Origin of the sequence: Ruminococcus bromii (assembly GCF_002834225.1) — a bacterium.
Taxonomy (GTDB): Bacteria; Bacillota; Clostridia; order Oscillospirales; family Acutalibacteraceae; genus Ruminococcoides; species Ruminococcoides bromii.
On sequence record NZ_NNSR01000048.1, the window covers coordinates 1 to 13,718 of the forward strand.

Below are 13,718 nucleotides of genomic sequence, written 5' to 3' on the forward strand. Positions count from 1 at the left end.
GCAGTCATCGCGGTAGCGATGGACATGAACGCATCTTACAACAAGCTTGTAACAAAGCATTTGCCCAAAGCACAGATTGTATATGATCGCTTTCATATGCAGTCGCAATTTGGCAGAGATGTTCTCGGCGTTATTCGTCTGGATGAAGCTCGTAGGCATAAAGCCAAAGAAAAAGAAATCCTTGCCGATATCTCGGATGATACCGACAAGGAAACTATGAAATCTCTTAAACAAGAAGCTAAAGCCGAAAAGCAGGAATACAGCCAACTCAAGAAGCTGCGTTGGTCATTGCTCATTAACTCAGATAAACTCTCCGACAGCAAACCGAGCAATTACAATCTATTCTGCAAGATCATCACGACCTTGCTGTTTGTTATGCCATGAAAGAGGAAATGTGCAGACTTTATGAAGTGACAGACTACCAACAAGCAGTCACCGGATGGACAAAATAGTTTCAGGCGGCGAAAGAAAGTGAGATTCCCGCATTGGTACGGTTTGCAGTTCAAAAAGAAAAACGGCTCCCCGGATTAGCTGCCTATGCCATCTATTCAATCAGCACCGGCAAGCTCGAAGGCTTCAACAACAAGATCAAGGTTGCTAAACAAATCGGCTACGGTTACCGTGACGACGACTTTTTCTTCACCTTGATTCGCTATCATTCTATTCCGTCTGTCCGTTCACCATCCCACAAAAAATCGTGATGAACCTATTTTTTTCATTATCGCTAAAACTTTTTTTGAATCCCCGATACAATCGAGGATTTTCGTTGCACAAAAGAACAACACCGACAGGTTTGAGTAATAAACTCCCTGTCGGTGTCGTTTTTATTGCTTTGATAGGTTCTATTTTGGATTATAACAATGATTCATTTACAATGTCCTTTATACCTCAGTACGGGCTGATATAAGAAATACATGTATCATCGTATAAGTCACCGGAATATGTATCAAGAATAGTCATTTTTATGTATGTAGTATTAATAGTTTTTTCGAATGATACTTTTTGTAAGGTACCAGAATCAGAAATATCTTTTGTAACTAAAGAACCGTCAGAAAATTCAAACTGAATTTTCTTCACTCGACTATTATCGTAATACGATGTGGTACTTTTTGCATATCCATTTATTATTTGTATTCCCGATACGCTTTGTAATTCATTGCTTGAAAAAGTAATGTATTCGCCATTACCCCTTCCGGTAACTCCTTCACACCAACATGTACTGTCATTGTACCTGAGATTCTCGGCACCATAACTAAAATCGCCCTCAGGTGACAATGTTGATGATGCTGTAATCGAGTTAAAATACATGGAATTACTATTGACCTTTGTGTAACTTACTGTACTTTCTTCTTCATTCCCCTTTGATACATATAGTATTATCGTTTCACCTTTATTGGTTTCTCTTCCTGAAACCGGGAATTGACTTACTACATAATCTTTTGGAACAGAACGACTTGAATCGTACTTAATGTCACACTTTAATCCGATATTTGTCAGACTGCTCTTTGCATCATTAATATCCAATCCGACAACATCAGGGATAACTATCTGCAACATACCCTGTGTAGTAGATTCGGTTATGGTAGTCGGAACAATAGTAGTGTTTTCAATAGTTGTAGTTTGTGATACAGAATTTCGCGTTATCCCGTTCTCGTTTTTTTCAAGCGCATTATTATATCTGAAGAACACAAAATACACTACACCTGAAATAATCAGCACAAATATCAGAATTAATATTATCCACAACCATTTTTTTGACTTACCTTTTTGAGTTTCTGTATTTTTATCTGAGGCTACTAACCGATTTCCGCATTTTTTGCAAAAATTCATGTCTGCAGCATTTTCTGTTCCGCATTTAGGACATCTCATTTAAATTACTCCTATCAATAATAGTTTCCGACATAACCTTTATATATATACCAATTACCTCTTTCTTTTATCATATAAAGGTCATTTACTGGATAATTAGATTCTCCTAATGAACCCTTTGTTTTTATATCCAACTCAACCTTAACAACTTCAGAAATATCACTTGAATCATAATTATAGGATTGTTCAACATACTTTAAAAACTCCTGATATTTACGGTCGGAAAGCTTATAAGAATCGGTTATATCATAGCTGATACTCATATCATGACCTGCTACAGATTCATAAGAATCAAGTGTAGCCGAAACATCCTTGGAAATAGACTCCTCTATTTTATTTGAATCCATTCCGTTATAAGCAATATCGCTGGTCATAGATACAAGTGTGTTAATATCATAATTTTTAAAAGCATTGAAGGCTGTATTAACAGCACCTTTGTATCCTGTAAAAGATGATATAATATTAATTGCAATCACGGCAACTATAATAATGGCTACACCTAAAGCGCTCAACTTAACTATCAGTTTTATTTTTTTCTTTTTTTCCGGAGCCATAGTGTTTACTCCGGAAATTTTCACAGGCTTTGATCCTTTCACCTCAGTTTCTCCTGAATATGGAGTTCCGCAATTACCACACACAAGTGCGTCATCATCCATTGGTTTACCGCAATTTCCACAAAACTTAGACATTTGTCATTATCCTCTCTTAATTAATTTTATTTTTGAATTTACGCTTTTTTCTTATAACCACAAATACAATAATTATAAGCGCTATCACAGAAACACCTGAAATTACTATATACCAAATATATGAATAGTCGACTATTTCACCATTACTGTTTGCAACTGCTCTATAAACAACATCATATTTTCCGTCACCGTCTTCATCTACATTCAAAACGGTATGGTCCGATACATTGGCTACTGTATCTATTTCTGTACTTCCGGTAATTCTGATATTCTTAAACTTTCTGAAATCAGTATATTCCCCGTTTTCATCCATAAAGCCAATACTGTAATCCATTCTGCCTCTGCCTGTTCCTTCTATCTTTACATCATAATCATCTCCCTCTTTCAATCTTAAAATTTTCACTTTATCAGATTTCTCGTCGCTTAATTCGTTTTGAGAATCATACTCGCTTGTACTTACGGATGAATTAGTTTCTTCAAATGTCAATGTACCAAATGAAGTTCTCGTGTTCAGTTCATTATCCGATGAATTCAGCGTCTCTCCGTTATATTTAACAGACACTTCAACAGGACAGGCTATACGCACATATATATATTTCTGTCCATTTATCTGGTCAGCTATGTCGCCAAAGAAAAACACCAAACTGTCAGCATCTGAAACCTCATAGTGGCAACCATCATTTGCTATTCTTTCTAACAAACTTTGAGGAGCTGTTTTATCATCAACACTTTCAAAAAATCCAAGTGTATAGATATATACACCTTTTTCTTTCAACTCATTTGCGTATGAAACAAGTTCATCTCCCTCTAAACCTTCGTTAGGTAAACCGTCACTCATAAGAACAATTATTTTCTTTTTAGCCTGACTTTGCTCAAGCATATTGTTGGCAGAACGCAACCCTGCTTCCATATTTGTTGAACCTGATGTATTTAAGTTATTTATTACATTTTCAAGAGAATTTTTACTTTTGGTAAAATTCGACTTAACATCGGCATCATCGCTATAACTCACTATGCCTATGTTTGCATCATTTTCAAGAATTGTATCAACAAATTTATTTGCGGCTTTTTTAGTTTCATCAATCGGTGTTCCGTCCATACTTCCTGAAGTATCTAGCACCAAGACAATATCCCGTTCGGAGGAAGTGTTATTTTGGTTCTTTTCAACGGATTTTTCATCCCATTCACAAATAAATGTTTTATCATCTCCATTTGTTCCGTTTCCAAAATTACCATCATTCCATTTGTAGGCAGATGATTTATGATAAAACATAGCATAATTTTCATTACCACCTTCATTGTTTGGTTCTCCATCGCTCCAATTAGTAAATTTTGGTTGTTCTCCGTTAACTGTCAACCATTCTCCTTCGTTTTTTGAATCTGTCAAACCGAAATATGCGTTATCATATCCTTGTTTTTTCATATAATCATATAGGTAAGCATTTTCATCATTATTTTCTATTATAGAAAGATACCCGCCTAATGATTCACAATAAGATTCTGCATCCTCCCAAGTGTCACAAACATCGGAATAAATATAATAATAATGTCCGTTACATTCAAGTGCATCAGTAGGAATTTTTGTTGAAACATTTTCTGAGTTGTCGTCGTATGAATTATCGTTGTCATCAAAAATATCATTGTCAAATCCGGTAATATTAAAATATATTTTATAACAAGCATTTACCAGTTCTTCAAGATTTTTAGCAAAACTTTCATCATAATTTAAATATCCCTTAAAATCATCATATGTAGTCTTGTTCTTATTCGAAAAAATATTTTTAATTTTATTTGCAACTCCATCAAAAAGTATTGATGAAACAAAACCATATGTATTATCTGTTGCATATCGTTCGTATTCCAGATACTCCATATAACCCTCAATAAGAGCTGAAGCATTTTCTTCCGAACGGTCAGCCTCATAAGAATCGCGCAATGAACGGACTGAATCTGAAGCATAAGATCCTATGGTATATAATAGCATCAATTTAAAATTATTATCTGACACATCATCGCTGTTGAAAAGCCAATCAAGGCCTGCTGAATAAATATTAAGGCCGTCAATGATAATCTTTAAATCAGAATTTAAATCTTTTAACTTAGAAAAACATTCCTTGACACCAAACTCGACCATTACCTGCTTACTTTCTGAAAAAGCAATGTTTGCATATGACGATTTGTAAACTTTAATCACTTCATCTACCGCATCAACAAAATACTCGTTATCATTTCCCGCTTTCTTCATCTGTTCAAGAAATTTTATTCTTTTTTCATCTGTTTCTTTAATAGCAATAGCTTTAGAAAGATTTTTATAGTATTCAGCAGCTGAATCGGAGATTTTTTCTATATCACCTACAAGTGTATAATACTGGTTAATCTCATTTATAAATCCATACTTATTTGAAAACTCAATAGCATCTGATAACGATTGTTCTTTAATTAGTTTGTCAACATTATCAAGATACTCTGTGTTAGCATAATCAAATACATTTTTTACAATATCCTCTGTAATTTCAAAAGTTTTCTTTTCAAAATTATCACTATACTCATCGCTTTTTACAGAGAAATTAAGATAATCCATTATAATTAATACATATAAATCCTTTTGCCAATTAGCTGTCTTAACCAAGTCTCCGCTTAAAATATTTCTGAGATTTTTCCAAAATCCACTGGTAAATACAAGTAAATCATCACCAATTAAAGCTTCGGATATGTTTTTGTAAGTATATTTATGCATAAGTGCCAATGACATCATAGGAATGCAGTCAGATTTACCATTTTTTCCTATAATGCCATTCATTATACAATCAGCCACATATAGCGTTACATTATCGTACGCAAATGAAGAATTGCCTTGATCATTCATATTCTCAGCAGTTACCGTTATGTTCAAGCTACTTAATATGCAAATAACCAAAAGCAAAGATACAAATGATTTCATTATTCGTTTCAATTAGCCCCCTCCTCTGCTATCAATTTCTGAAGATTCTCAGGATTGAATTCAGACAAAGTTTTAACCTTTATAACCGAACTTTTGGGATTTGTCTGATAAAAAGTATTTGTTTCGTCATCATAGCTCATTAAACTATCAGAGTTAGATATTACCAAACTAAAATTATTTTCATAATTAAAAGATACAGGTTCTGCCATCAATACATCATTTATAAGATATAAATCCCAAATGTCACCGTTAATATCAACATAACAAGATTTGTATACTGGATGTTTTGTTTCAGAAAAGGGCTCAATATCAGTAGATGTCCCGACAAAATCCCCTGTTTGAGAATACTCTGTCATAATAATACAATCAGTAAAACCATAACTTTGAAATGTTTTAAAAGCATCACTCTCTGTCAGTACATTTGAAGAATCATTCAAATTTGTTTCTGATAATATTTCTGAATATTTGTTGTAATAAGCTTTTGCACTTATCTTATTTCCTTCTGAACTATTTGAAACGATATTATAATTCAAATATTCATAAACAGAAATTTCTCCATAATTATTCGTAATTCCAAAGCTGCAAAAAATATTGGATACAAACGGTATTTCGACCACATTAAAATATACTAACACCCCGGTTATGGCGCTCAACAAAATAGCAGCAGCTAAAAGAATTATCACGAATTTAATTATAAACCACTTAATTTTCTGACCTGTTGATCGCATTACCTTTCTCGTCACTTTTTCTGCCTTTGCCTCAGCTTTTTGATTATATTTATCCGCAACAGTTTTAACCTTATTTTCGGTCTTTACCATTATTTTTGCCGCGGATTTTTCTGACTTTTTTTCGGCTTTCTGATTAGCTTTGGCAATAATTTTGTCTGTTTTTTGAGTGCATTTCCTTTTTACTTTTAAAGTCGCTTTCTCCGCCTTTTCTTTAGCCTTTATTTCTTTTTTAGAAATACCCGGTGTTCCGTTTTGTACACCATAATCAACATTTTTGGCAACTTCATCATTACCGCCAAAAGAAATATCAACCATATTTTCATTACTTTCTGCAATTTTATCTGAATCACATTTAGGACAAAAACCATTGTCATTCAATGCAGAACCACACTTACCACAAAATTTAGGCATTTTTCACCCTCCTGTTTTATCATTTTTCTGATTTCTTAAATCAAAATAAGGACCATTAATTTGCTTTATTGGAATACCAACTTTATTTTTCTTCCACTCAATCTCTGTGTAACCGTATATATTTTTAAATTGAGATAAAGCCGAATCATATATCATACCTGACTTTTTTGCTTTTTCCTTTTTGTCCCCTATTTTATACGAACCCGTAAAATAAACACAATTATCATAAGCGGATATTTTATATACATAATCTTCTGTTGTCAAAATTTCATTTTCATCTCTGTTATCGAGATAGATTTTATTTATAGTTATAGAATCAGCACCGCTCTGCCCATATTCACCTATAATATAGTACAATGTGTTATTTTCTACATCTATCGTATAATTGTACGCCCCGCTTTCAGTTAAATATTCAAAATCAGAACCATCGATCTTAATTCTGCAAACTCTGCTTTTTCCTTCTTTTCTATAATCAATAAAATAGAGATAATCATCGTATACACTCATATCACCGCAAAGATTATTACAAATGGCAGCATTGGCATATGTATATGAACCATAACATTCATAAAAATCGTCCAAAAGCTTTACCTTATTGCTGCCATCGCACTTCATTTTATATATTCCCGCTTCGTTACGATCAATTGTATATCGATTGTTTTCTTTATCTCCGGAGAAATGATAACCGTTATTATAAAAATAAATCAAATCATTTTTTATTGTATAATCAGAAACTATTTCATCCTCAATTAATTCTAATGCAGAGCCATTTTTGCTAATTTTCCCTATGCGATAAAAATAATTATAATTACCAGACAAAATAATCGAGGGTACATAATTGAAATATATATAATCTCCGTAGGAATGCAAATTTATCAGTTTCCCTGCGTAAATATCAATTCCACCTTTTTGTTCATCATATAAAACACTTTGTTTAAAAACATCTTTATCCAATAATTCCTCTCGTACTAATTCGTCTTTATTCTTAAATGTAAATTTATAAAGTATGCCTACACCACCATCCTCAATTATTGCAAAAATATTTGTACCATCATAAGTAAAAGAGTTTTCATTCAAGCTTACGATTTTAAGATCAGTATCATTTTGGTCATTTTCATCTATATATTTTACGGGTATAACCGAATCATCGTTTTCAATTCTGACCAAGCACGCTCCACCAGCATAATAACTGTTTCCATTATTCTTGAAAAATAACTTTTGGTTAGTTGATTCACAAAATGATTTCTCTCCACCTGAAGCAGATAAAGCCGAAAAGTCAATTATTTTAAAACAAACGAATCCGCAGATTGCAAGAGCCAAAGCGGTAATCATAACAAATAGTAACAGCTTACGCTTGTTTTTGACTACCTTGTTTTTTTCTTTTACTACATGATTATCAATACAAACAGAACATTTTCCGTTTGCATCCAGCAAAGAACCGCATCTACCACAAAATTTAGACATTTATATTTCTCCGTTCATAATACAAATTAATATACATCAATCAAGTTCATAGTACTTAAAATTACCATCTATAAATACTCCGTCAACAAAACAATATCTGATGGTTTCAATATTCACATACTCGCTACCGTCTATTTCACACGGAGTACTACCGTTTTCTGTCACTTTTCCAACTCCTACGAGATTGGAATTAACGCTTGGATTGCCCAAAAAGCCCACATAGTAAACATCATTCGAATTTACCAAATCAATTGGGAATGACATAAATGTAAAATCTTTACTGTCAATCTGCGCTTTTTTACCGTTTTCGAGATTATATATATAGTACTTTTTATTACTCAAATCGACGGAATCAGTATATATTACAGTATTTTCGCCAACAATAGTAGCCGGCAAAGTAGCGTCAGGAACTTTATTCGAGTTCTTAACTGTTCCGTTTTTATCTATCGTATAAATATACTGATCATAGACTTTACTTTCATTGGATTTGGCATCATATTTATACTTAAATGAAATAAAATGCAGCTTATCATCGGCTAAAACACTGCCATTCAGTGTACTTCCCGTGGCAACCTGAGTGATTTTTTCTGTGTCAAGGTCCATAGCATTTACGGTATTATTTTTAATTAATTCTACATTCTGCGACACAATGTCTGTAGAATAATAAATTTTATTACCTAAGCGGTACGCATTTTCTGCTCCTGCAAGTTCACTTTTAGATTTGCTTTTTGTATCATACTTCTGTAAAGTACCGTTTTCAAAAGCCTGATCAACATAATAAATGCAACCCTTGTAATAGCCAACAAAAAATATTTCGTGATCTGCACTGAACACTTTTTCCAAATTACTTCCGTCAATATTTACTGAATAAATATCATCCTGATAATATATCTGACTACCGTTTCCGTTTGTTAAATACATTTCGTTTTTATTACCATCTGCATCACATGTATTTGTAACAGAGAAATAAACTGTATTTCCGTCAGACATAAGGTGTCCTGAATTTGTCTGATCAACTATTTTTTTACCACTTTCAAACATTGTATTTTTGTAATAAATAGCGTTGCCGTCAGAGCAGATGTACTTATCGTCTGCCATAACAAGGTAATTATTGGCCACATAATCGTGTTTGTTTGCAGATACAGATAACTTGGTTTCGGAATTGCCGATAATTAACGGATACACTTCTTTATCGTCTTCATCATCGGCTTTTTCGTAATAAGTCTGAAAATATTCATACTGGGTTTCACCAAGAAGATTTTTTGCATTTTCAAATGACTGACCGATTGTCTTTGAAGTCATCAAACTCTTAACAATATTCTCCATAAACAATGGACCGTAACCTTTTATGGTATATTTTGCCTTGTTTGTTTTATCAGCATTATTTTCTCTGAAAATGTTGACCGAATTATGGAAACCGACTACTGCACCTGCATCGGGAATACTGCTTGCCAGGTCATAATCAATTTCTTCATTTTCACCGAAAGCTAAACAGCTGTCAATCAATACTATGGAATTCTTAAGACTACCGTCTCCGTAATATGTTGAAAAGAAATTTGGAGAAATGCAATAAACCGTTCCATCAACATAGTTTCTACGAATAATATTGTGCTGGTTCAAATCAAATTTGTAACTCTTGTCTTTTTCTTTCGTACATTCCTCATATGTACAAATTATAGAATATGTATTAAACGGACTTTTTACCCTGTCTCCGTGTGCGGCAATTAAAACAAGCTGTTTTCCTGAAAGTTGCGTCTTGTACTGCTCTACTGTTGGGTTAACAGCTAAATCTGTTTTCATTCCATCAGATGTCCATTTGTTCTGATAGTCTTTGTAGAAATCAAGTATTGCGTCATTATCTTTATACCAATCGTACATAATGACAGCATTCACATTATCTCCGCTGTTTTTGGTCTTTTCTTTGCTTGTTTTATTTTTTATATTTGAAGTTGTCAATGTATTTTTCACAGAAGTATCAGCCACACCGCCGTTAATCATTCCGTTACTGTTGTCATTCATTTCAACACTTACGCATCCTATACAACCGTTTGAGTATAAATAGGAGTATATTTTTGAGCCTTCGTCAAATTTAATCGAATCCTGTAAAATTAACGAACCGTTTTCTTCTGAAGATAATTTTTTCAGAAGTTTTTCAACTTCTTTCGCTCTTTGTTCAATTGACTTATTCTTAAAATTCTTATCACTTAACAATGTCTGTATTTCTTTGTCAGCATTATCCATTGCTGATAGCTCATCATCACTCCAATCATCTTTTACTTGTATTTCAATGGTATTTGACACATAATATCTTAATCCATCTTTTAATACTGCATGGTATTTTAATGTTTTATTTGTATTTTCTTTGATATTTGCAGACGCAACAAAAAAATTTTCTTTATTATCCTTGTCGTTATCTGAAAAATCAGATAAATGTGTATCGGGATTTTCGCAGTATAATTCCAAAGATGAAAATTTGATTTCCGGCTCACAATAAAAATTAACGACATTTTCTTTATCATCAGAAGTGAAAACAAAAGCTTTGTCAGATTCAATATTGAACAATCCGGATGATTTTATTCCTAATGATTCACTTATCTGAGTTGGAATTACATCAAAATAATCCAACGAAAAAAAAGCTATTGCTGCTACAAACACTACTGCAACAACTATTATAGAAATTCTGACTATTGACTTATGTTTTGCCTTTTTTCTATTTTTATTAATTTCTTTCTGAATAATTGTTTCCTTATCACATTGCGGACAAAATCCTGTAATCTCATCAAGTTTCGAACCGCATTTTCCGCAAAATTTTGACATTTTTCAACTCTCCCATACACAAAAATTTATAAAAGGGGATAGTGCGTACCATCCCCCTTCTAAGTAATTACATATACTTATTTATTAAATTGTCAATCATAGGTATAACAATTGTTCCCTGATTAAGTGATTTAAGTCCTAATATAATAAACAATACGGCTTTTACAAAATCAAGAGCTCCAATGATAAATCCTACAATTGAGGATATAAACGGAATAGCAAAAGAACCGCCGAATATTTCACAAAAACTGCTTATCAATGTTATAAAATCGGGTATCAGACCAACAATTGATGATACAAGGGCGAAAATAATGTAAAGAACTGCCGCCTTAACGCTTGTTCTTCTGAGCCATTCATTATCTTCGACCAAAAGAACATATCCCACCATGATCATTATCAACAGCAAACCATTAAACAATCCTGAAAAATAGACCGCCGCACCCAATAATCCAACTGATATTCCTAATTTTGTTTTCTGCATTTTAATCTCTCCTTAATTTATTACTTTAATATTAATTTGGTGCCACATTCGGTACAAAAGTCAATACTTTCATCAGCCGTTTCAAAACCGCAGTTTGGACAAGTTTTTGTCTTTTCAAATGTCTGGACAACTTCTTCGGGTGTCGCCAAATCATTACTATCATTCTGAACATCAATCATTTTAGTTCCGCAGTTATTGCAAAAGAACACTTCTGAATCATTTGATGTGTATCCGCAATTCGGACACTTTTTATACGACTGAAGTTGTTGTTTACCGCTCTCAACAACTGTTTTTTCTTCATCCTGCGGCATTGGATTACCGCAAGATGTGCAGAAACGCATTCCCTTTTTTACATACTTTCCGCATTTATCACATTTTATTGTATCTTCATCATATGTCTGAACAGGTACTCGTTTAGGCATAGGTGCACCGCACGAGTTACAAAAAGCAGAATTTATGGATACTTCTCCACCACATTTCTCGCATCTGACAACGCCTTTAATTAATTGAACCTGCTCTTTATATTCAACAATTTTCTTTTCTGACTGACGAATAGATTCAAGCATACCTTTGAAATCATCTTCACAATCATTACCGTGCATAGACACATAAAGCTTACCTATCTGATAATAGTTATTGTTTATGCTTTTTTCTTCATCAGAAATCATTGAATTGATTTTTGCCACTTCTGCCATATCTTTTGTCTTTTTAACGGCAGATTGTCCTGTTTGTGCAAGTTTTTTTCCTAATTGATCAAATAATGCCATTTTTATTTCCCTACTCCTAATGTAAATTAATAAATCAATGTCAAGTATCCAATAACCAATAATAAGTAAATTATCAGATATTATGACATATATCACCTAATTCAAATTGCTTAACAGAAGAACATATAATACATTCTTACTTATTACTGCCGTTTGGTTCTATGTAACACAATCCACTTTTTGAATTACTATCAGAATTTCCAACAATTTTAAAGGAACACGAAATATTATTATCCTCATTAACAATAAGTAAATTACTTTCTTTGGAATCCCACGAAAACGGTTTTAAGTTATAACGACTTAACCCATAACTGTCAAGATTCTTATTAATACTGTTGAGGGCATCCTTTTCAGATGAAAATTTCCCTTTCTTTTCAGAATAAAATCTTGGTTGTGGTGAGTCAGAATCAATTGAAACCTGAGTTACTCCGTTAAAATAAAGACTTTCTCCATTACTTATATCAAAATAACTAATGCTTTCAGCCTCCGGCATAGCACTTATATGATCACATGAAAACTGTATTCCGAAGGGACTGTCATAATCGTTTTCTTTATATCTTTCAATTTCAAAAAATACATTTATATTTCCAAGACTGTCTTCAACAGAATAATACGGTGGATTTGATGTACTGTATATTTCGGAATCATCCTTAAACTCTGACGACCTTATGATAATCGATTTACCGTTAGTATCAGGCACTATTGCAAAGTGATACTCTATTTCTGAATGTTTTGGCAATCTTAAATATGTTATAAAAAGCTTTCTGGATATATCTGAGTTTTTCTTAAAACTGCCATTTCTTGCAATGTAGGAAGCATAATGAAGTTGTATTGTATCGTATGTTTTTGTGTTTTCGTAATCCGAATAATCTTTTTCTACTGTTACAGTAAATATATCATCTACATCGTCATTATTTAAATCCGCTATAATCCAACCCACGAGTATATTTTTAAATTTATCGCAATTAAAATATACCGTTTTGGTTTTTAAATCCGCATTGGATTCTAAACTTATTTTAGAATCCAACATCCGATATTTAGGAACAATTTTGCTTTTCAAATAATCCTCTGCCGATATTTCTCTATCTGCAGCAGTAGTTTCGACGCTTTCTCCACTTATTTTACTTTGGGCATGAGAAACCTCTTTATCTGTACACGCTGTAATAAATACTGCAATGTATGCCGACAGTAAAGCACTTATCAATATCTTTTTTAATAATTCCAACACACTTAATACCTCATAATTTTTTCAGATATCAAATTTTCAAAATAAAAAATATGCAGATATAAACGCTTTTTGCTGTATATGCCAAAGAATCCTAACATAGTTATTTTGGGTAAATACATCACATTCAACAAAATAATTATACAATAATCTGTATAATTTATCCATGGCAAAAAGTTACATCAAGTCGCCTATTTTTTACATAATTCTGCAAAAACAAATAAAATCTTTCGTTTTTATAGAAATTATGCTATACTGATTGCATAGATTGCATAAGTTTTAAGTGAAACTTTCACAATATGGGCTAATTAGGGGGAATTAAATAT

General features: G+C 32.8%; 10 protein-coding genes and 1 pseudogene. 2 read left to right on the forward strand and 9 right to left on the reverse strand.

All coding sequences use genetic code 11. The annotated features are described in order from the left end of the window. The coding region (locus tag RBATCC27255_RS10660) for a transposase (protein ID WP_147639967.1) at positions 1–384 on the forward strand (384 nt) is incomplete at its 5' end. Positions 385–470: 86 nt separating this feature from the next. Continuing rightward, positions 471–701: pseudogene (locus RBATCC27255_RS10665) on the forward strand (transposase); the annotation flags it as partial. A gap of 187 nt (positions 702–888) precedes the next feature. Here the strand turns inward: RBATCC27255_RS10665 and RBATCC27255_RS05455 are convergent. The 9 genes from RBATCC27255_RS05455 to RBATCC27255_RS05495 all read right to left on the reverse strand — a co-directional run bounded on the left by RBATCC27255_RS05455 (position 889) and on the right by RBATCC27255_RS05495 (position 13,395). Next, positions 889–1,869, reverse strand: a complete 981-nt coding sequence (locus RBATCC27255_RS05455; RefSeq protein WP_101029082.1) for an NADase-type glycan-binding domain-containing protein — start codon at positions 1,867–1,869, stop codon at positions 889–891. A 14-nt stretch (positions 1,870–1,883) separates the two neighbouring features. Beyond that, positions 1,884–2,558, reverse strand: coding sequence for a zinc ribbon domain-containing protein (locus tag RBATCC27255_RS05460; RefSeq protein WP_278292447.1), 675 nt, complete (start codon positions 2,556–2,558; stop codon positions 1,884–1,886). Positions 2,559–2,574: 16 nt separating this feature from the next. After that, positions 2,575–5,511, reverse strand: coding sequence for a VWA domain-containing protein (locus tag RBATCC27255_RS05465; protein ID WP_101029084.1), 2,937 nt, complete (start codon positions 5,509–5,511; stop codon positions 2,575–2,577). Beyond that, on the reverse strand, positions 5,508–6,638 hold the full coding sequence (locus RBATCC27255_RS05470) for a hypothetical protein (protein ID WP_101029085.1): 1,131 nt from the start codon (positions 6,636–6,638) through the stop codon (positions 5,508–5,510). The genes RBATCC27255_RS05465 and RBATCC27255_RS05470 overlap by 4 nt, the downstream gene beginning before the upstream one ends. Before the next feature lie 3 nt (positions 6,639–6,641). Further along, a complete protein-coding gene (locus tag RBATCC27255_RS05475) occupies positions 6,642–8,102 on the reverse strand; it encodes a DUF5050 domain-containing protein (RefSeq protein WP_101029086.1) in 1,461 nt (486 codons plus the stop codon). A gap of 36 nt (positions 8,103–8,138) precedes the next feature. Continuing rightward, the gene (locus RBATCC27255_RS05480) at positions 8,139–10,919 is read right to left on the reverse strand and encodes a hypothetical protein (RefSeq protein ID WP_101029087.1); all 2,781 of its coding nucleotides are present in this window, start codon (positions 10,917–10,919) and stop codon (positions 8,139–8,141) included. A 67-nt stretch (positions 10,920–10,986) separates the two neighbouring features. Beyond that, complete coding sequence (locus RBATCC27255_RS05485; protein WP_101029088.1) at positions 10,987–11,400, reverse strand: hypothetical protein; 414 nt, start codon at positions 11,398–11,400, stop codon at positions 10,987–10,989. A gap of 20 nt (positions 11,401–11,420) precedes the next feature. Further along, positions 11,421–12,167 carry a zinc ribbon domain-containing protein gene (locus RBATCC27255_RS05490; RefSeq protein ID WP_101029089.1) on the reverse strand — a complete coding sequence of 249 codons (747 nt, stop codon included), beginning with the start codon at positions 12,165–12,167 and terminating at the stop codon, positions 11,421–11,423. 136 nt (positions 12,168–12,303) lie between these two features. Then, a complete protein-coding gene (locus RBATCC27255_RS05495) occupies positions 12,304–13,395 on the reverse strand; it encodes a hypothetical protein (protein ID WP_101029090.1) in 1,092 nt (363 codons plus the stop codon). Positions 13,396–13,718 lie beyond the last annotated feature (323 nt).